Genomic DNA, 19,634 nt, shown 5'->3' with positions numbered 1-19,634 from the left:
GGTTGAGGGGGTTTGAGCGGCATGGATGCCGCGACCAAGCCCCCATGGACGGGTTTACGGCGTCCCCCTCAACCGGACCCACCCCGCCATCCCCGCCGTTGACGTTGACGTTGAAGTTGACGTTGAGCAGGTGCAGGGCTGCAAGCCCTGCCAGCACATCCACAATCCTCACGACACTGAATCGAAAACCGGTTTCGGCACGCCACTTGCACCTGTTCCAGCGAACACCCCCATCCCTGTTTCTGGAACCGTTGCAGATGTCCCACTCCGTCACTTCGATTCTTTCCCAGATCCGCTCCTATCAGACCCAGATGGGACAGCCGGCGGCGCTCAACCCGCTGGCCGAAGCGCCGCGCAGCAATGCCCTGCCCGGCTCGGTCCTGGATGCATCGCAGGTCCAGCCCGCCAGCTTCACCGAGACCCTGCGCGGTGCCATCGCCGGCGTCAACGACGCCCAGCAGAAGTCCGGCGCCCTGGCCAAGGCTTTCGAACTGGGCGAACCCGGCGCCGACCTGGCCAAGGTGATGGTCGCCTCGCAGCAGTCCCAGATCGCCTTCCGCGCCACCGTGGAAGTCCGCAACCGTCTCGTCCAGGCTTACCAGGACGTGATGAACATGCCGCTGTAAGGAACATTGACGCATGGCACTGACGCTCTCCAAGGAAACCCTGAACGCCGAAAAGGCCGGGCAGTGGTTCGACCGCCTGCAGAGTCTGCAGATCACCCGCCGCCTCGGCCTGATGGCGATGATCTCGGTGGCGGTGGCGGCAGGCCTGTTCGTGTTCTTCTGGTCGCAGAAGCCCGGCATGGTCCCGCTGTACACCGGCCTGGACCAGAAGGCGACCGCCGAAGCCACCGACCTGCTGCGTGCGGCACAGATTCCGTTCGAGCTGGACCCGGCCACCGGTGGCATCACCGTGCCGGAAAAGAACCTGCACGATGCGCGCCTGAAGCTGGCCGGTTCCGGCCTGACCGACAGCGGCAAGCTCGGCTTCGAGCTGATGGAACGTGACCCCGGCTTCGGCGTCAGCCAGTTCGTCGAAAGTGCGCGCTACCAGCACGCGCTGGAAACCGAACTGTCGCGCACCATCAACACCCTGCGCCCGGTGCGCGATTCGCGCGTGCACCTGGCCATTCCCAAGCCCAGCGCCTTCACCCGCCAGCGTGACGTGGCCAGCGCCTCGGTCACTCTGGAACTGCGTGGCGGCCAGCAGCTGGAACGCAGCCAGGTCGATGCCATCGTGCACATGGTGGCCGCCGCCATTCCCGATCTTGCGCCGGAACGGGTGACCATCGTCGACCAGAGCGGCCGCATGCTCAGCGTCAGCGATCCGAACAGCGAAGCGGCGGTCAACGCCGCCCAGTTCGAGCAGGTGCGCCGCCAGGAAACCTCGTTCAACCAGCGCATCCGCGAGCTGCTGGAACCGATGACCGGCCCCGGCCGCGTCAACCCGGAAGTGAGCGTGGACATGGACTTTTCGGTGACCGAGGAAGCCCGCGAACTCTACAACGGTGAACCGCAGAAGCTGCGCAGCGAGCAGATGAGCGAGAACACCAGCAGCACCCCGGGCCCGCAGGGCGTGCCGGGCGCGACCAGCAACAGCCCGCCGGGCCAGCAGGCCGCACCGCCGACCGCGCAGACCCCGACCGAAAGCAGCAAGAACGCGACCCGCAACTACGAGCTGGACCGTACCCTGCAGCACACCCGTCAGCCGGCTGGCCGCATCAAGCGCGTCTCGGTGGCGGTGCTGGTGGACAACGTGCCGCGCGCCGGTGCCAACGGCAAGGTCACCCCGCAGCCGCTGGCGGCCGCTGAACTGACCCGCGTCGAGGCGCTGGTGAAGCAGGCGGTGGGCTTCAATGCCGAGCGTGGCGACACCGTGTCGGTGATGAACGCGCCGTTCGTGCGCGACACCACCCCGGTGGAAGGCCCCGCCTGGTGGGAACTGCCGTGGGTGTTCGACGCCGGTCGCATGGTGCTGGGCGCGGTGGTGGTGCTGGCGCTGCTGTTCGGCGTGCTGCGCCCTGCCCTGCGCGGTATCACCGGGCAGAACAGGAAGAACGAGAACACCGAGCTGGAGCCGCACACCGCAGACGTACAGCTGGTGGATGACGATGGCACGCCGCTGCCGGCGCTGGGCGCAGACCGCGTCAGCCTGGCCGGTGCGGATCCCCTGGCCCTGCCGGTGGATTCTTATGAGGAACGACTGCGGATGGCGCGTGAAGCCGTGAAGACCGATTCCAAGCGCGTGGCCCAGGTGGTCAAGGGCTGGGTGGCCAATGACTGACGTGCAACTGACCGGCGTGCAGCGCGCTGCCGTGCTGCTGCTGTCGCTGGGTGAACTGGACGCGGCCGAAGTGCTGCGCCACATGGAACCCAAGGAAGTGCAGAAGATCGGCATCGCCATGGCGACCATGACTGACATCACCCGGGAGCAGGTGGGCCGGGTCATGGACCAGTTCAACCAGGAACTGGGTTCGAAGACCTCGCTGGGCGTGGGCTCGGACGACTACATCCGCAACATGCTGATCCAGGCGCTGGGCACCGAGAAGGCCAGCGGCCTGATCGACCGCATCCTGCTGGGCCGCAACACCACCGGCCTGGACGCGCTGAAGTGGATGGACCCGCGCGCCGTCGCCGACCTGGTGCGCAATGAGCACCCGCAGATCATCGCCATCGTGATGGCCCACCTGGAAACCGACCAGGCCGCCGACGCGCTGAAGCTGCTGCCCGACCGCACCCGCGTCGACGTGCTGCTGCGCATCGCCACCCTGGACGGCATTCCTCCGAACGCGCTGAATGAACTGAACGAGATCATGGAGCGCCAGTTCGCCGGCAACCAGAACCTGAAGTCGTCCAACATCGGCGGCGTGCAGTGCGCGGCCAACATCCTCAACTTCATGGAAAGCGGCCAGGACCAGGCCATCCTGGGCGAGATCGCGCGCATCGATGCGCCGCTCAGCGGCCGCATCCAGGACCTGATGTTCGTCTTCGACGACCTGGTGGACCTGGACGACCGCGAGATGCAGCTGGTGCTGCGCGAAGTCAGCGGCGAACGCCTGGGCCTGGCCCTGCGCGGCGCCGACATCAAGGTGCGCGACAAGATCACCCGCAACATGTCGCAGCGTGCGGCCGAGATCCTGCTGGAAGACATGGAAGCCCGCGGCCCGGTGCGCCTGTCCGACGTGGAAGGCGCGCAGCGCGAGATCCTGGCCATCGTCAAGCGCATGGCCGATGAGGGCACCGTCACCATCGGTGGCAGCGCGGAGGCCATGCTGTGAGCAATGTCGTGCGCTGGCTTGCCCCCGACCTGCTGGCCCAGCCGCAAGCGCCGCTGGAGCAGGAAGATGTCCTCGAGCTCACCGAACCGGACCCCGAGCACGAGCCGGAACCGGTGCTGCAACTGCCGACCCTGGAGGAAATCCAGGCGATCCAGGACAGTGCCGAGAAGGAAGGTTTCCAGCACGGCCACGCCGATGGCTATGGCCAGGGCCAAGCCGAGGTACGCCGCCTGGTCGCACAGATGGAAGGCATCCTCGACAACTTCAGCCGGCCGCTGGCACGGCTGGAGAACGAAGTGGTCGGCGCACTGGGCGAACTGGCGGTGCGCATCGCGGGCGCCCTTGTCGGTCGCGCCTACGAGGCCGACCCGGCCCTGCTGGCGCAGCTGGTGGGCGAAGCGGTGGATGCGGTTGGCGGCAACACACGCGACGTGGAAGTGCGCCTGCACCCGGACGACATCGCCGCGCTCGCGCCGCTGATGACCCTCAGCCCGACCCAACGCCTGGTGCCCGACACCAGCCTGAGCCGCGGCGACCTGCGCGTGCACGCCGAAGCGGTGCGCATCGACGGCACCCTGGAAGCGCGCCTGCGTGGCGCACTCGATGCGGTGATCCGCCAGACTGGAGCCACGCCATGACCCCGGAATCGAACCTGCCCCCGCCGCCGACCGACTGGGCCGTGGCCCGCAACCTGCGCCTGGCCCGCCGCCTGGATGGCCTGCGCGTGGATACCACGCACGGCCGCGGGCTGATCCGTGAGGGTGTGCTGCGCCGCGCGGTCGGCCTGACCCTGGAAGCCGTGGGCTGCGAGGCGCCGCTGGGTGCCAGCTGCAAGGTGGAAGTGGTCGATGGCGGTTGGGTCGACGCCGAAGTGGTCGGCTTCGCCGGTGAACGCACCTACCTGATGCCCAGCGCCGAACTGCATGGCCTGCTGCCGAACGCTCGCGTGGTGCCGTCTGCGCGCCGTGGCGGCGTGGAAGTGGGCGAAGGCCTGCTCGGCCGCGTGATCGACAGTGATGGCGTTCCGCTGGACGGCAAGGGCCCGATCCGTGCTGAAGGCCACGTCGGCATGGCCGGTGTCTCGATCAACCCGCTCGCGCGCGAGCCGATCACCCAGCCGCTGGACGTCGGCGTGCGTGCCATCAACGCCCTGCTGCCGATCGGCCGCGGGCAGCGCGTGGGCCTGTTCGCAGGCTCCGGTGTCGGTAAATCGACGCTGCTGGGCATGATGACCCGCTACACCGCCGCCGACGTGATCGTCGTCGGCCTGATTGGTGAACGTGGCCGCGAAGTCCGCGATTTCGTCGAGACCACGCTGGGCGAGGAAGGACTGCGCCGTGCGGTGGTGGTGGCCAGTCCGGCCGACCGACCGCCGCTGGCACGCCTGCACGGCGCCTACCGCGCCACCGCCATCGCCGAGTGGTTCCGCGACCAGGGCCTGAACGTGCTGCTGCTGATGGATTCGCTGACCCGCTTCGCCCAGGCGCAGCGCGAGATCGGCCTGTCGGTGGGCGAACCGCCGACCACCCGCGGCTACCCGCCGTCGGTGTTCGCCAAGCTGCCGGCGCTGGTCGAACGCGCCGGCAACGGTGCCAAGGGGCGCGGCTCGATCACCGCCTTCTACACCGTGCTGACCGAGGGCGATGACCCGCAGGACCCGATCGCCGATGCGGCGCGCGCCATCCTCGACGGCCACATCCTGCTGTCGCGCCGGGTGGCGGACAGCGGCCTGTACCCGGCCATCGACGTTGAATCGTCGGTCAGCCGCGTGGTCACGGAAATCGCCGACGAACCGTGGCGCCTGCGCATCCGCAAGCTCAAGCGCCTGGTCTCGGCCTATTCCTCCAACCGCGACCTCATCGCGATCGGTGCGTACCAGCGCGGCAACGATGCCGCCACCGACGAAGCCCTGGAACGCTGGCCGGAAATCATGGAGTTTCTCGGCCAGGACGTGGCCAAGGCCGCTGATCTTCCGCACAGCCAGGCGGCGCTGCAGCGCCTGGTGGATTAAGAGAGCCGAACCATGACACAGTCCAAGCGCATCGATCCCCTGCTGAAGCGCGCCCAGGAACACGAAGACGCCGTGGCCCGCGACCTGGCCGAGCGCCAGCGCGTGCTCGATACCCACCTCTCGCGCCTGGACGAGCTTCGCCGCTACGCCGAGGAGTATGCGAACGCGCAGATGGCTGCGACCAGCCCGGCCCAGCTGCTCAACCGCCGCGCCTTCCTCGACCGCCTCGACAGTGCGGTGGAACAGCAGCAGGCCACGGTGAACGGCAACCGCGAGAAGGTGGAAGCCGAACGCGCGCGCCTGATCCTGGCCAGCCGCGACAAGGCCGTGCTGGAACAGCTGGCCGCAAGCTACCGCGCCCAGGAAAAGGTGGTGACCGACCGCCGCGACCAGCGCGAGATGGATGACATCGGCGCCCGCCGCGCACGCCTGGCGCAGACGGCGGAACCGGACGGCGGCGAGCAGGGAGGCCGCACGTGATGCCCTCCGCACTGTCCAGCAGCATCGGCACCGCCAGCAGCACCGGCAGCACCGCCAGCCCCGCGCGCAGCACCGGCAGCGGCAAGGATTTCGGGCGGATGCTGCAGGGCCCGCCCGCGGCCGACACCCAAGCGAAGCCTGCCAGCAACGCGCCCCCGGCCAAGCCGGGCGCCTCGCCAGGCAGTGCATCACCCAACCCGGACGACAGCGCGGACAAGGCCTGGACCAGCGGCAAGGACAGCGAGGCCAGCACGACCGAGGCAACCGCCTCGAACGCACCCTCCTCCACTGCCGCGCAGGACAAGGACGCGGACAAGGACAACAGCGCCGACGGCGACGATGCGCCGTGGCCGCCGCTCGGTCTGGCCGGGCTGGTACTGGCCACGCCCGTGCCGGCCGAAGCCGCCGCCACCGCGCCAGTGGTGAACACCGATGGCGCCGATGCGGCACTGCCGTCCGCTGCTCCGGCGCTGCCCACCGCACCGCCGCTGGCCGCCGGCGCAGCCGTGACCACCGCAGCGGCCGACAGCGATGGCGACATCGTCACCCAGCCGCTGCCGGACATGATCCTCGGCCAGCAGGCGCTGGATGGCGCCGACGACAGCGACGGCCTGCTGATCGGCGATCGCCCCCCGATAGTCCCGTTGCAGGGCGCATTGCCCGCCGCGCTGCAGGACCTGAAGGCCGCGCTGGCCAGCACGCCGGTCTTCGACGGCGAACCGACGCCCACCCCGACCCTGGGTGACGACGGCTTCGACCAGGCGGTCGGCGCACGCCTCGGCTGGCTGGCCGACCAGAAGATCGGCCACGCCCACATCCGCCTGAACCCGGAAGACCTGGGTCCGGTGGACGTGCGCCTGCAGATGAATGGCGACAAGGTCCACGCCAGCTTCAGCAGCCCGCAAGTGGATGTGCGCCATGCGCTGGAAAGCAGCCTGCCGCGCCTGCGTGAACTGCTGGGCGAACAGGGCTTCCAGCTGGCCCATGCCGATGTCGGCCACCAGAACAGCGGCGACGGCAGTCCGTCGGCGCAGCCCGGCGGCATGGGCGACCTGGGCGGCGGCGACGGAGAACCGTCGCGGGGCGACACCACGATGTCGGCTGCACAGCTGATGCGCCAGCGCGGGCTGCTGGACGCCTACGCGTAAACCCTAGCGCCGGGCCCTGCCCGGCGGTTTTACGCACCGACGGAATTCTGTCGCACCCTTCTCCTCGCGCTGCGGCACGCCCCTTGCATATCCCGGTGAAGCAACCCTCAGGAGCTTCACCTCGTGGCCGCAGCCGCTGACAAAACCAAGAAGACCGCCGACAAGGACAAGGCCGCCAAGCCGCGCAGTCCGCTGTTGATCACCGCCCTGGTGGCCGTGCTGGCCGCAGGTGCCGCCGGTGGTGGCGTCTGGTTCTTCAACCAGTCCAAGCACGAAGACAAGACCGCCGAGGCCCCGAAGAAGGGTGCCGTGCCGGCCCCGGCGCAGTACTTCGCGCTGGACCCGGCCTTCGTGGTCAACCTCAACGGTTCGATGGACGGCCCGCGCTACCTGCAGGTGGAAGTGCAGCTGATGACCCGCGATCCGGCCGCGCTGGAAGCGATCAAGACCCACGCCCCGGCCATCCGCGCACGCCTGCTGATGCTGTTCTCGCAGGTCACCTCCGACCAGATCGCCGACATCGCCGGCAAGCAGAAGCTGCAGGCCAGTTCGCTGGCCGAAGTGCAGAAGGTGCTCAAGGCCGAGACCGGCAGCAACGGTGCCGACGATCTGCTGTTCACCAGCTTCGTGACCCAGTAAGGGCTGCCCCCGATGAATGACCTGCTGTCCCAGGATGAGATCGATGCCCTGCTCCATGGCGTGGACAGTGGCGCGGTCGAAACCGAACCGGAGGCGCCCAGTGGCGAGGCCCGTTCGTACGATTTCGCCAGCCAGGACCGGATCATCCGCGGTCGCATGCCGACCCTGGAAATGGTCCACGAGCGTTTCGCGCGCCTGTGGCGGATCGGCCTGTTCAACCTGATCCGGCGCTCGGCCGAACTCTCGGTGCGTGGCATCGAGCTGATCAAGTTCAACGACTACATGCACTCGCTGTATGTGCCGACCAACCTGAACCTGATCCGCTTCAAGCCGCTGCGGGGCACCGGCCTGATCGTGTTCGAGCCGACCCTGGTATTCGCCATCGTCGACAACTTCTTCGGCGGTGACGGGCGCTACCCGACCCGCATCGAAGGCCGCGAGTTCACCGCTACCGAAATGCGGGTGATCCAGCTGCTGCTGAAGCAGACCTTCGCCGACCTGCGCGAGGCCTGGGCGCCGGTGATGGAAGTGGATTTCGAATACATCAATTCGGAAATCAACCCGCACTTCGCCAACATCGTGACACCACGCGAATACGTGGTGGTGTGCCGCCTGCACGTCGAACTCGACGGTGGCGGCGGCGATATCCACGTCACCCTGCCGTACTCGATGCTCGAGCCGATCCGCGAACTGCTCGACGCCGGCATCCAGAGCGACCGCAACGATCGCGATGCCAGCTGGGGCGTGATGCTGCGCGAGCAGCTCAACATCGCCGAAGTGACCCTGTCCAGCGTGCTGGCCAGCAAGCGCATGACCCTGCGTGACCTGACCCGGCTGAAGGTCGGCGACATCCTGCCGATCGAGTTGAACCCGCAGGTGCCGCTGTGCGTGGAGAACATCCCGGTGTTCACCGGCGAGTTCGGCGTCGCCAACGGCATGAACGCCGTGAAGATCACCGCTACCCATCCGCCGGGCACCCGCCCGCGCGTACCCGTCATCCAGGAAGACCCGCAATGAACGATATCGACGCCCTCGAACCGACCCCGGCCCAGTTCGGCAACCTGGAGGCCGACGAGTCGATCGGCCCGGACCTGAACCTGGACGTGATCCTCGACGTGCCGGTGACTCTATCGCTGGAAGTCGGCCGTGCCCGCCTGCCCATCCGCAACCTGCTGCAGCTCAACCAGGGCTCAGTGGTGGAACTGGAACGCGGCGCCGGCGAATCGCTGGATGTGTTCGTCAACGGCACCCTGATCGCCCATGGCGAAGTGGTGGTCATCAACGATCGCTTCGGCGTGCGCCTGACCGATGTGGTCAGCCCGAGCGAGCGGATCCGGAGACTGCGTTGAACCTGCTGCTCGCCACCGCCCAGGCTGCTGCGAAGACCACCCCGCAGATCGGCCAGCATGCCGCCAGTGCACCGAGCCTGTTCGGCGCGGTGCTGGCGCTGCTGGCGGTGCTGGCGCTGGTGGTCGGCCTCGGCTGGCTGCTCAAGCGCATGCCGGGCAGCGGCTTCCGCCCGCCGGAAGGCATGAAGCTGGTGGCCAGCCTGAATGTTGGCGCCAAGGAGCGCGTGGTGGTGGTCGAGGTCAATGGCCAGCAGCTGCTGCTGGGCGTGACCGCCGGCAGCATCCATACGCTGCATACCCTTTCCGAACCGCTGCCGCCGCCCGCGCCGCCGCGCGTGCCGGACTTCAAGAACCTGCCGAATTTCGCCCAGCTGCTGCAACATCGGCTGCGCAAGGACCCCTGACATGCGTGTCGCCCGTACCCGTCCCGCCACCGTTCTGTCGTGGCTGCTGTTGATCGCCCTGTGCCTGCTGCCCGTGCTGGCGTTTGCCGCGCCCGGTGCGCCGGCCGCGCTGCCGGACGTCAACGTCGGCAAGATCGGCGGCCAGCCGGTCAGCCTGCCGTTGCAGACCCTGCTGCTGATGACGGCGATCACTCTGATCCCGTCGATGCTGTTGGTGCTGACCTCGTTTACCCGCATCATCATCGTGCTGGGCCTGCTGCGGCAGGCGCTGGGCACCGGGCAGACGCCGTCCAACCAGGTGCTGCTGGGCCTGGCCCTGTTCCTGACCGCGATGATCATGATGCCGACCTGGGACAAGGCGTGGAGCACGGGCATGGCGCCCTACCTCAACGGCGAGATCGACTTCCAGACCGCGTGGACGCTGACCACGCAGCCGCTGCGCGGCTTCATGCTGGCGCAGATCCGCGAGACCGACCTGATGACCTTCGCCGGCATCGCCGGCCACGGCACGTACGCCAGCCCCGACGCGATCCCGTTCCCGGTGCTGGTGGCCTCGTTCGTCACCAGTGAACTGAAGACCGCCTTCGAGATCGGTTTCCTGATCTTCATCCCGTTCGTGATCATCGACCTTGTGGTGGCCAGCGTCCTGATGTCGATGGGCATGATGATGCTGTCGCCCATGCTGGTGTCGGCCCCGTTCAAGATCCTGCTGTTCGTGCTGGTCGATGGCTGGGTGCTGACGGTGGGTACGTTGGCGGCCAGCTTCAATCCGGCGTGAATCAATCCGGCGTGAATGAAACACGCCCCGTCGGGCATGGCCCGGCGCTACCGATGGAACAACGATGTCTCCCGAACTTGCCTTGACCGAACTGCGTGGCGGCCTGATCACCGTGTTGTGGGTGGCCGGCCCGCTGCTGCTCACCGTGCTGGTGGTAGGCGTGGTGGTGGGCGTTGTGCAGGCCGCGACCCAGCTCAACGAGCCGACCATCGCCTTCGTTGCCAAAGCCGCTGCGTTGACGGCCGTGCTGTTCGCGCTGGGCAGCCTGCTGATCGGCCACCTGGTCGAATTCACCACGCTGCTGTTCCAGCGCATTCCACACCTGATCGGCTAGGAAACACGCGCTGATGGATGCCGCCACCCAGATGGCTGCCGACGGCCTGCAGGCCTTCAGCATGATCGCCACGGTGCTGTGGACGATGCTGCGCATCGGCGCGGTGGCGATGGCCATGCCCATGATCGGCACCCGCGCGGTGCCGCAGCGGATCCGCGTGATCCTGGCCGGCACCCTGTCCATCGCCCTCGCCCCGCTGCTGCCGCCGGTACCGGAATGGACCGGCTTCGACGCCGCCACCGTGCTGACCATCACCCGTGAACTCGCCATCGGCGTGTCCATCGGCTTCATGCTGCGGCTGATCTTCGAGGCCGGCGCCATGGCCGGCGAACTGGTCGCGCAGGGCACCGGCCTGGCCTTCGCGCAGATGAGTGATCCGCTGCGCGGCGGCACGTCCGGCGTCATCGGCCAGTGGTTCTATCTGCTGTTCGGCCTGCTGTTCTTCACCGCCAACGGCCACCTGGCGTTGATCTCGCTGGTAGTGGACAGCTACCGCGCGCTGCCGATCGGTGCGCCCCTGCCCGACCCGAACGCCTTCTTCAGCATCGCCCCGACCCTGTTGCTGACCGCCCTGCGCGGCGCCCTCACCCTGGCCATTCCGCTGACGGTGGCGATGCTGGCGGTGAACCTCGCCTTCGGCGTGCTGGCGCGTGCAGCGCCCGCAATGAACCCGATCCAGCTGGGCCTGCCGGTCTCGCTGCTGCTGGGCCTGTTCCTGCTGGCCCTGCTGATGGGTGAGATGGGCCCGCCGGTGCAGCGCCTGTTCGACGCCGCCTTCGAAGCGGCGGGTGCCGTCACCCGGTGACGCGCACTTGTAGAGCCGAGCCCACGCTCGGCTGCCTTTGGCCCAGGCAGGAAGCCGAGCATAGGCTCGGCGCTACCCATCCCACCTTGCCACGAGCGCTTTTATGGAGCCGAGCCCATGCTCGGCTGCCTTTGGCCCAAGCAGGAAGCCGAGCATAGGCTCGGCTCTACCCCTCCCCCATCCGTTCGCGTTAGAGTGAATGGGCGGTGCCCAGGGGGACACCGCACCTGGCAGCCGCCGTGCGGGCCGCCTGCCTCATCCATGCCCCAACGTAGTTTTTCCGTCGACAGGATGGTCCGGGAGAAAGACGAATGCTGGTAGGCACGTACAACCCGTGGTTGGTAGCCGTTTCGCTGCTGGTCGCGGTGATGGCGTCATACACCGCGCTGGCCATGGCCGGCCGCACGGTTACCGCGCCCGGCAAAGGCGCCACCTGGTGGTGGCGGCTGGGCGGCGGTTTTGCCATGGGCCTGGGCATCTGGTCCATGCACTTCATCGGCATGCTCGCCTTCGACCTGCCCATCCCGCTGGGCTACGACCTGCCGATCACCCTGCTCTCACTGGGCATGGCCATCGCTGCCTCGGTGTTCGCGCTGTGGCTGGTTTCGCTTCGCACCCTGCCCCACCCGCGCCTGGCCGGTGGCGCGGTGCTGATGGGCACGGGCATCGCCGGCATGCACTACGTCGGCATGGCCGCGATGCGCATGAACCCGGGTATCGACTACGACCCGGTCTGGCTGGCGCTGTCGCTGCTGGTCGCAGTAGCTGCCTCATGGGTCGCCCTGTACGTCGCCTTCCGGCTGCGCGCGCAGCACACCCGCAGCATTGATCGACTGGCGGCCGCCGGCCTGCTCGGCCTGGCCATCGTCGGCATGCACTACACCGGCATGGCCGCCGCGCGCTTTCCGGAAGGCAGCGTCTGCGGAGCGGCCGTGGGCGATGGCCTGCAGAGCACCTGGCTGGCGATGCTGGTGGTGGTGCTCACCGTGGCGATCCTGGCGGTGGTGCTGGTGGTGTCCTGGATGGACCAGCGGGTGGAGGCGCAGCTGCTGCGCCTGCGCAACTCGATGCTGAGCACCTCGCTTACCGATGCCCAGCAGGAACTCACCCAGGCAGCGCTGCACGATCCGCTCACCCGCCTGCCGAACCGGCTGCTGCTGCAGCGGGGCATCGTGCAGGCGCTGGCCGAGGCCGAACAGGGCGGCAGCCGCTTCGCGGTGATGTTCATGGACCTGGATGGCTTCAAGCAGGTCAATGATGCCTATGGCCACCAGGCCGGTGATGCGCTGCTGGTGGCGGTGGCCGAACGCACGCGCCAGCTGCTGCGGCCCAACGACCTGCTGGCCCGTCTGGGCGGCGATGAGTTCGTGCTGGTGGTGCGCATCGAACACGACGAGGATCTGCCAACCCTGGCCCGGCGCATCCTGCAGGCGGTGGGCAGCGCGCCGCTGCTGCCCGACAGCGAACTGCAGGTGACCGCCAGCATCGGCGTGGCGATCTGCCCCGACCACGCCGCCAGCGAACGGCAGCTGATGGCCTTCGCCGATGCAGCGATGTACCAGGCCAAGGAATCGGGCCGCAACGCCTTTGTGATGTTCGCCGACTGGATGAACGACAGCGCCGAGCAGCAGTTCCGCCTGCTGGCCGACCTGCGCAAAGCGATCAGCAGTGACCAGCTGTTCCTGCACTTCCAGCCGAAGATCCAGGTGGCCACGCAGAAGGTGGCCGGTGCCGAGGCGCTGATCCGCTGGCGCCATCCCGAGCACGGGTTGATACCGCCGGACCGCTTCATCCGCCTGGCCGAGCGCAGTGGCGCCATCAACGAAATCGGCCGCTGGGCGCTGGACCAGGCCTGCGCGCAGCTGCGCCGCTGGCACGACGCCGGCCATGAAGGCTGGTCGATGTCGGTCAACCTGTCGCCGGTGCAGTTCGGCTCGCCGCACCTGCTGCAGGATGTGACCGAAGTGCTCGAGCGCCATCGCATCACCCCGCGCCAGCTGGTGCTGGAGATCACCGAAAGCACGGTGATGCGCGATACCGACACCAGCCTGCGCCTGCTGCAGGCGCTGTCGGCCCTGGGCGTGGGCATTTCCATCGATGATTTCGGCACCGGCTATTCCAGCCTGCTGTACCTGAAGCGTCTGCCGGCCACCGAGATCAAGATCGACCACGCCTTCGTGCGCGACCTGGAACATAGTGCCGAGGACGTGGTGATCGTCTCGGCCATCGTGGCCCTGGGCCACGCGCTGGACATGGACATCGTGGCCGAGGGCGTGGAAACCGCCGCCCAGCGGGCCTACCTGGAACGACTGGGCTGCGACTATCTGCAGGGCTTCCTGCTGGGCCGCCCGGTGGATGCGGCGCGCTTCATGCAGCTGCACGACCTGCCGCGGCCACGCATCGAACTGGCGCCGGCTCAACCGGCGCCCCCCGCTCCCGACTGATGACTGACCCGTGACAACGCTGTTGACCAGAAGACCTCATCGCGTGGACGGCGATCAGGGCCCCGTACAGGGCCAGCAGCAGCCGCCTATTTCACCCGCAGGTTGATGGATATCTGCTGCCGCACAAATCGCGCGGTTGAAGTCTCGTCGATGATCGTCTGCTCCAGCGGGCGGCCCTTGGCGTCCAGCAGCGTCACCGCGAACATGTCGTAACCTTCTGTGCTGGCGGCAGCATCACGTGCAACGCGCAAAAGATAGGGCGCTGACAACGGCGTTCCCAAAAGATTGAACGCCTGGTTCTCCTTGACCTCGACAATCACGGAACTGTTGCGGGCCTGCACGTGCGGATCCAGTGAGTCCACCTTGACTAGAAAATTCAGTGCGCCGGCTGCCCCCGCTGACCTGGCCTTTGCAGCCCTCTTCGTCACAGGCTCGGCGGTTGCGGCGCTTGCGGCACCTACACCACCCACCAACAATGCCGCTGCACCCATTGGCGCCAACCTGAGCAGTTGACGACGACGATCATCAAATTTCTCCATGAGTCATTTCTCCAGAAAGTGGCTTAATCGAATACCGGAACATCTTCGACGTAGCAGATATGGCGATTGGTACAGCCCCGGTTGTTCGTGCCGGTGCAGTCGGTCGTATTCGTGCAACTGACGTTGCAGCTCGGATTGGAACACCCGCTATTGGCCAGGGGACTGATGAGCCCTTCCTTGCGTTGCAACGACTGCGCCGCCTCGTCATTGATGCTCACGGCACCAGACGGCGTAACCGCAATATCTGAAGGATCAATGCTATCGATCAACGGGTATCTCCTTTACGCTGGCAGAGTCGAAAGAGGGCAGGAAAGCGTCCGGGCATCCATCGTTCGATAGCCCTCGAACCATCGCTGCAACTGCTGCTGGTCCAGATCGAGCGTTCCGTCATCGAGCAGCCGGCCGACATCATTGCGCGGATCATTGAGCGCCACAGTGCACTTCCCGATACGGCCGTTGGCACGCACCAGCAGTGAGTTGGGCCTGGCGGCATAGCAGATGTAGTCACCCAGACTGGCTTCGGAAGTCGCTTTCGGAGGCTCACCAACGTCCTGGGCACCGGTTATGTACGCCAGTACCTGCTGGTATCTGGCAAATCCCAGTTCTGTCTGCGGAATTCCTTTCTCACCACTGAGATTTGATACGCGGTGAAAGAACACCTGGTAGCGATCATCACCACCGAATGCCTGCTGCACTTTGCCATACAGCCTGCGTACCGATTCAATGTTCTCGGAATGCACGTGGAGGCGAAGCGTGATTCGAAAGTTCTGCTGCAGTCCCTGCATGTCCACCAGATTCTTCCAGATGACATCGAACGTACCGGACTTGTTCGCCAGAAGCCGGGTTCTGTCATGCCACTCCGCGTCGCCGTCCAGGGTTATCTGGTAATTGTTGTGCCTGAAGGCGACAAGATCGTCGAACAATCTCCTCTGCAACGTATAGGCGTTGGTGGTCAGTGCCCCGTGGAACTGGATGCCACTTGATTTGCACAGCCCATGCGCGAATCCACCGATCTCGCGAACCACACCTTCGGCCAGCAGAGGCTCGCCACCGAACCAGGACAGCGTGAAGTCGTCAATATCACGGACCCTGACCTCGATGAGCTTCTTTATCCCGTCGATGGTCCTTCGCTTCATCCTGCCGATCTGGAAATCTTCGTAGCAATAGGTACACCGGAAGTTGCACTTCTCGGTAGGCAGTACGATCAGCTCGAACCGCCTGTTGGACAACGCACCCGCCAAGGAGGCTTCACTTACCATGGGTGAAATCCTCCTATTCGAAGATGGGGTGCTCGGTTGTGAGGTTGCAGCTTCCAATGTTCTTGGAGCCACCACAGGCGCCGCTGTTGGTGCAGTCGATATTGGTACCCCTGCACGATCCCTGATTCGTGCACAGGTCGTTGACACCCCCGGCTTTGACGAGGGTGCCGATATTTTCAGCCAACCCGCTCGCGTACAGGTCCTGATGACGGACCATGCCATGCTTCGACACGGAAATGGTCGAAGGATCAATCCCTTGAACTGCCATGGCCACATTTTCTCGCTGGAAGAACGTTGCTTGTTCCAGCAATACAGGTGACACAAAATAGATCATTATCGGCGCGTTGGTTTTATGTCAACACCATCTCGCTGTAGGGATTTTCTTACACCATGGCCCGCAGCACCGCAGTGGCGTGGCCACCCGGCGCCGCGGATGTCAGGCCGATGACGGCTGACCGGAAGCGCCGCCCCGCCGTCACGGAACAGTTCTTGCACGCACCCCGGCAACCCCAGCCGCAGTGCCCGTGATGTCCGAGAACGAAGACGCAGGCGAAAAAACCGAACAGCCAACCGAAAAACGCCTGCGTGAGGCCCGTGAGCAGGGCAACATCCCGCGTTCGAAGGAACTGGCGACCGTGGCCGTGTTCGGCGCCGGCATCATCGCCATCATGGCCAGCAGCGCCTCGCTGGGCGCTGGTGGCAGGGCGTGGATGCGCGCCGCACTCAGCCCCGAGCCGGCCCTGTGGCAGAACCCGCAGCTGCTGTTCGGGCACTTCGGCATGTTGTTCCTGCGCCTGATGATGGCCTGTTGGCCGTTGTTGCTGGTCTGCATCCTGGCCAGTTTCCTGGCGCCGGTGGTGATGGGCGGCCTGCGCTGGTCGAACAAGTCGCTGATGCCCGACCCCAGTCGCCTCAGTCCGCTGTCCGGACTGAAGCGCATGTGGGGCGCCGAAGCCGTCGCCGAGCTCATCAAATCACTGCTGCGCATGGGGTTTGTCGGTGCCTCGGCCACCCTGGTGTTCGCCGCCAGCTTCGACAGCCTGCGCGGCCTGCTCAACCAGCCACTGGAGTCGGCCGTCGCCCATGGCTTGGGCTTCACCCTCAAGCTGCTGCTGGCTGCCGCCGGGGCGATGCTGGTGCTCGCCGCCATCGATGCCCCGTACCAGCGCTGGAACTGGACGCGCAAGCTGAAGATGACCCGCGAGGAACTGCGCCGGGAAATGAAGGAAAGCGAGGGCAGCCCGGAAGTGAAGGGCCGCATCCGCCATATGCAGCAGCAGCTGGCCAACCGCCGGATGATGGAAGCGGTGCCCACCGCCGACGTGGTGGTGGTCAACCCCACCCACTACGCGGTCGCCCTGAAGTACGAGGGCGGCAGCATGGGAGCCCCCACGGTGGTCGCTCTGGGCGTGGACGAAACTGCCCTGCGCATCCGTGAAGTGGCCGACGGCAACAAGGTTGCGATCGTCTCTGCCCCGCCTTTGGCACGCGCCTTGTATCGGGAGGGGCAACTCGGAAAGGAAATTCCCGTGAGACTGTACTCCGCCGTCGCCCAGGTGCTGTCCTACGTCTACCAGCTGCGCAGCTGGCGGACCGGCCCGATGCCGTCCGTCCCGCATGTGGACGTGGATGAATTCGGCAAGGGAGGCCGCGCGTGAACGCCCAGGCTTCCGGCTTCAACACCCGCCGCGCCCTGGAGATGATCCGCCAGGGCCTTGGCGCGCCGCTGATCGTGCTGGCCCTGCTGGCCATGGTCGTGGTGCCGCTGGCCGCGCCGGTGCTCGATGCACTGTTCACCTTCAACATCGCCATCTCGCTGATGGTGCTGCTGGCGGTCGTCTACGTGAAGCGGCCGCTGGACTTCACCATCTTCCCGATCGTGCTGCTGGTCACCACCATGCTGCGGCTGGCGCTGAACGTGGCCTCCACCCGCGTCATCCTGCTGCACGGCCAGAACGGCCACGAGGCGGCCGGCAAGGTCATCGCCGCCTTCGGTGAATTCGTCATCGGCGGCAACTACGCCGTGGGCATCGTGGTCTTCGCCATCCTGACCATCATCAACTTCGTGGTCATCACCAAGGGCGCCGGGCGCGTCTCGGAAGTGACCGCGCGCTTCATCCTCGACGCCATGCCCGGCAAGCAGATGGCCATCGACGCCGACCTGAACGCCGGTTTGCTGACGCGTGAAGAAGCCAAGGCCCGTCGTGAAGAGGTTCGCGAGGAAGCCGACTTCTACGGTGCGATGGACGGCGCCAGCAAGTTCATCCGCGGCGACGCCATCGCCGGCATCCTGATCCTGTTCATCAACATGCTCGGTGGCCTGGCCGTGGGCGTGCTGCAGCATGGCATGCCGTTCGGCGATGCCGCCGCCACCTACACTCTGCTGTCAATCGGTGACGGCCTGGTGGCGCAGCTGCCAGCCCTGCTGATCTCCAGCGCCGTGGCGATGCTGGTCACCCGCGCCTCGCGCTCGCAGGACATGGCCCAGGCCATGACCGGCCAGGTGTTTGGCCAGTACCGCGCCCTGGCGATCACCGCCGGCATCCTCGGCCTGGTCGGCCTGGTGCCGGGCATGCCCAACGTCGCTTTCCTGACGCTGGCCGCGATCCTCGGCTTCATTGCCTGGAAGCTGTACCGCAAGAGCCAGGCACCGGCGGCCGATCCGGCCGCGGCCGCCGCTGAAGCCGGCCCGTTGAATGCCCTCGGCCGCCCGGCCGCCGCGCCAACCGCCGAGCTGAGCTGGGACGAACTGCGCCCGGTCGATCCGCTGGGCCTGGAAGTGGGTTACCGGCTGATCCCGCTGGTGGATGCCAACCAGGGCGGCGAGCTGATGGCGCGCATCAAGGGCGTGCGCCGCAAGCTGACCCAGGACGTGGGCTTCCTGATCCCGTCCGTGCACATCCGCGACAACCTGGAACTGCCGGCCAACGGCTACCGGGTGCTGGTGCATGGCGTGCCGGTAGCTACCGCCGATATCCACCCCGACCGCGAACTGGCGCTGGACCCGGGCAGCGCGCTGGGCCCGCTGGAGGGCATCGCCGGCAAGGACCCCGCATTTGGCCTGGATGCCACCTGGATCCAGCCGCACCAGCGCGCCCAGGCCGAGACCATGGGCTACACCGTGGTCGACCCGGCCACCGTGGTCGCCACCCATCTGTCGCACCTGATCCGCGAGCACGCGCCGGAACTGCTGGGCCACGAAGAAGTGCAGCACCTGCTGGCCAACCTGGGCAAGACCGCGCCCAAGCTCGTCGAAGATCTGACGCCGAAGGCGCTGCCGCTGTCGGCGGTGGTGCGCGTGCTGCAGAACCTGCTGGTCGAGCGCATTCCGATCCGCCAGCTGCGCAAGATCGCCGAAGCGCTGGTCGAGCACGCCCCAATGAGCCAGGACCCGGCCACGCTGACCGCTGCGGTGCGCACCGCGCTGGGCCGTTTCATCGTGCAGGAGATCGCCGGAATGTCGGCGGAGCTGCCGGTGTTCACCCTCAACCCGCAATTGGAACGTGTCTTGCAGGAGTCCACGCAGGGCAACGGCGCCGCGCTGGAACCCGGACTCGCAGAGCGACTGCACCAGAGCCTGGCCGAATGTGTCAGCAAGCAGGAAGCGCGAAACGAGCCGGCGGTCGTGCTGGTACCGGGCCCGGTGCGTGCCGCGCTGGCCCGCCTGGTCCGCCACAGCGTTCCGTCGCTCTCGGTCTTGGCCTACAGCGAGGTGCCGGAAGACAAGCGCCTGAAACTGGTCGGAACGATCAGCTGACGCCCGCCCTCCACGCGCCAGAAAACAGACACCACTTTCAAACCGCAGTACACGACAGATTCCAAGGGGAACCCGAACCGTGCAGACCACCGACCACCCGCGTTCCTCGACCGCCACTCCGCCGACTTCGTCCCGTGACCACAGCATGAAAATCAAACGATTCGTCGCCGCCGACATGCGCTCGGCCATGAACCTGGTGCGCAAGGAACATGGACCCGACGCCGTGATCCTGTCCAACCGCCGGATCGAGGAAGGCGTGGAGATCGTCGCCGCCGCCCATTACGACGAGAGCGCCGTGCAGCGGGCACTGGAAGCCTCGCGCCGCGAGATCGCCCCGCCGCCGCCGAAGCCGCGCACCGCCGCCGACGCAGTGATCGCCGCGGTGACCCGCCGCCGCACCCCGACCC

At 66.7% G+C, this 19,634-nt stretch carries 22 protein-coding genes and 1 pseudogene; 19 read left to right on the top strand and 4 right to left on the bottom strand.

Annotated elements, in window-relative coordinates:
- Positions 1 to 274: hypothetical protein (locus DCO49_RS20395; protein WP_207776493.1), on the bottom strand; the 274-nt coding region annotated here is incomplete at its 3' end.
- Here DCO49_RS20395 and fliE point away from each other — a divergent pair.
- From fliE to DCO49_RS14800, 15 genes are all read left to right on the top strand, one after another.
- Positions 258 to 626: a flagellar hook-basal body complex protein FliE gene (gene fliE, locus DCO49_RS14870; protein ID WP_116864691.1), complete on the top strand. Its 369-nt coding sequence runs from the start codon at positions 258 to 260 to the stop codon at positions 624 to 626. The genes DCO49_RS20395 and fliE overlap by 17 nt on opposite strands.
- A gap of 13 nt (positions 627 to 639) precedes the next feature.
- Positions 640 to 2,286: a flagellar basal-body MS-ring/collar protein FliF gene (gene fliF / locus DCO49_RS14865; RefSeq protein WP_116864690.1), complete on the top strand. Its 1,647-nt coding sequence runs from the start codon at positions 640 to 642 to the stop codon at positions 2,284 to 2,286.
- 7 nt (positions 2,287 to 2,293) lie between these two features.
- Positions 2,294 to 3,280 (top strand): flagellar motor switch protein FliG, encoded by a 987-nt coding sequence (gene fliG, locus DCO49_RS14860; RefSeq protein WP_108770676.1) that lies wholly within the window; start codon positions 2,294 to 2,296, stop codon positions 3,278 to 3,280.
- Positions 3,277 to 3,918 (top strand): FliH/SctL family protein, encoded by a 642-nt coding sequence (locus DCO49_RS14855; RefSeq protein WP_116864689.1) that lies wholly within the window; start codon positions 3,277 to 3,279, stop codon positions 3,916 to 3,918. The genes fliG and DCO49_RS14855 overlap by 4 nt, the downstream gene beginning before the upstream one ends.
- Complete coding sequence (locus DCO49_RS14850) at positions 3,915 to 5,291, top strand: FliI/YscN family ATPase (protein WP_116864688.1); 1,377 nt, start codon at positions 3,915 to 3,917, stop codon at positions 5,289 to 5,291. The genes DCO49_RS14855 and DCO49_RS14850 overlap by 4 nt, the downstream gene beginning before the upstream one ends.
- Positions 5,292 to 5,303: 12 nt before the next feature.
- On the top strand, positions 5,304 to 5,771 hold the full coding sequence (fliJ, locus tag DCO49_RS14845) for a flagellar export protein FliJ (protein ID WP_108768798.1): 468 nt from the start codon (positions 5,304 to 5,306) through the stop codon (positions 5,769 to 5,771).
- Positions 5,771 to 6,919: a flagellar hook-length control protein FliK gene (locus DCO49_RS14840; protein ID WP_116864687.1), complete on the top strand. Its 1,149-nt coding sequence runs from the start codon at positions 5,771 to 5,773 to the stop codon at positions 6,917 to 6,919. Before fliJ ends, DCO49_RS14840 begins: the two co-directional genes overlap by 1 nt.
- A gap of 123 nt (positions 6,920 to 7,042) precedes the next feature.
- Positions 7,043 to 7,558, top strand: a complete 516-nt coding sequence (locus DCO49_RS14835) for a flagellar basal body-associated FliL family protein (protein WP_116864686.1) — start codon at positions 7,043 to 7,045, stop codon at positions 7,556 to 7,558.
- 12 nt (positions 7,559 to 7,570) lie between these two features.
- Entirely contained in the window at positions 7,571 to 8,575 is a 1,005-nt protein-coding gene (gene fliM / locus DCO49_RS14830) for a flagellar motor switch protein FliM (RefSeq protein WP_108759997.1), read from the top strand.
- Entirely contained in the window at positions 8,572 to 8,907 is a 336-nt protein-coding gene (gene fliN / locus DCO49_RS14825; RefSeq protein ID WP_116864685.1) for a flagellar motor switch protein FliN, read from the top strand. The genes fliM and fliN overlap by 4 nt, the downstream gene beginning before the upstream one ends.
- Positions 8,904 to 9,311: a flagellar biosynthetic protein FliO gene (gene fliO / locus DCO49_RS14820; RefSeq protein WP_116864684.1), complete on the top strand. Its 408-nt coding sequence runs from the start codon at positions 8,904 to 8,906 to the stop codon at positions 9,309 to 9,311. Before fliN ends, fliO begins: the two co-directional genes overlap by 4 nt.
- Before the next feature lies 1 nt (position 9,312).
- Complete coding sequence (fliP, locus tag DCO49_RS14815; protein WP_116864683.1) at positions 9,313 to 10,089, top strand: flagellar type III secretion system pore protein FliP; 777 nt, start codon at positions 9,313 to 9,315, stop codon at positions 10,087 to 10,089.
- Between the two features lie 64 nt (positions 10,090 to 10,153).
- Positions 10,154 to 10,423: a flagellar biosynthetic protein FliQ gene (locus DCO49_RS14810; RefSeq protein ID WP_005413254.1), complete on the top strand. Its 270-nt coding sequence runs from the start codon at positions 10,154 to 10,156 to the stop codon at positions 10,421 to 10,423.
- Between the two features lie 13 nt (positions 10,424 to 10,436).
- Positions 10,437 to 11,228 carry a flagellar biosynthetic protein FliR gene (gene fliR / locus DCO49_RS14805; RefSeq protein ID WP_116864682.1) on the top strand — a complete coding sequence of 264 codons (792 nt, stop codon included), beginning with the start codon at positions 10,437 to 10,439 and terminating at the stop codon, positions 11,226 to 11,228.
- A 311-nt stretch (positions 11,229 to 11,539) separates the two neighbouring features.
- Positions 11,540 to 13,672, top strand: a complete 2,133-nt coding sequence (locus DCO49_RS14800) for a bifunctional diguanylate cyclase/phosphodiesterase (RefSeq protein ID WP_116864681.1) — start codon at positions 11,540 to 11,542, stop codon at positions 13,670 to 13,672.
- An 86-nt stretch (positions 13,673 to 13,758) separates the two neighbouring features.
- On the opposite strand, the gene DCO49_RS20200 is transcribed toward DCO49_RS14800, so the two are convergent.
- From DCO49_RS20200 to DCO49_RS14790, 3 genes are read right to left on the bottom strand one after another with little or no spacing between them, the layout of a single operon-like run.
- Positions 13,759 to 14,211 carry a hypothetical protein gene (locus tag DCO49_RS20200; RefSeq protein ID WP_133249436.1) on the bottom strand — a complete coding sequence of 151 codons (453 nt, stop codon included), beginning with the start codon at positions 14,209 to 14,211 and terminating at the stop codon, positions 13,759 to 13,761.
- A gap of 23 nt (positions 14,212 to 14,234) precedes the next feature.
- Positions 14,235 to 14,480: a hypothetical protein gene (locus DCO49_RS20195; protein WP_133249435.1), complete on the bottom strand. Its 246-nt coding sequence runs from the start codon at positions 14,478 to 14,480 to the stop codon at positions 14,235 to 14,237.
- Between the two features lie 12 nt (positions 14,481 to 14,492).
- The gene (locus DCO49_RS14790; RefSeq protein WP_165835735.1) at positions 14,493 to 15,470 is read right to left on the bottom strand and encodes a radical SAM protein; all 978 of its coding nucleotides are present in this window, start codon (positions 15,468 to 15,470) and stop codon (positions 14,493 to 14,495) included.
- On the opposite strand from DCO49_RS14790, the gene DCO49_RS20350 reads away from it, so the two are divergent.
- The 4 genes and pseudogenes from DCO49_RS20350 to DCO49_RS14775 form a co-directional block, all read left to right on the top strand.
- Entirely contained in the window at positions 15,469 to 15,789 is a 321-nt protein-coding gene (locus tag DCO49_RS20350) for a hypothetical protein (protein ID WP_165835734.1), read from the top strand. The genes DCO49_RS14790 and DCO49_RS20350 overlap by 2 nt on opposite strands.
- A 208-nt stretch (positions 15,790 to 15,997) precedes the next feature.
- Positions 15,998 to 17,128, top strand: a complete 1,131-nt coding sequence (gene flhB, locus DCO49_RS14785) for a flagellar biosynthesis protein FlhB (protein WP_116864678.1) — start codon at positions 15,998 to 16,000, stop codon at positions 17,126 to 17,128.
- A gap of 41 nt (positions 17,129 to 17,169) precedes the next feature.
- A complete protein-coding gene (flhA, locus tag DCO49_RS14780) occupies positions 17,170 to 19,227 on the top strand; it encodes a flagellar biosynthesis protein FlhA (RefSeq protein ID WP_207776494.1) in 2,058 nt (685 codons plus the stop codon).
- A 145-nt stretch (positions 19,228 to 19,372) separates the two neighbouring features.
- Positions 19,373 to 19,634: pseudogene (locus tag DCO49_RS14775) on the top strand (flagellar biosynthesis protein FlhF); the annotation flags it as partial.

The organism is Stenotrophomonas sp. SPM, assembly GCF_003105135.1.
GTDB lineage: Bacteria > Pseudomonadota > Gammaproteobacteria > Xanthomonadales > Xanthomonadaceae > Stenotrophomonas.
This window is presented reverse-complemented; position numbering and strand designations above follow the sequence as displayed.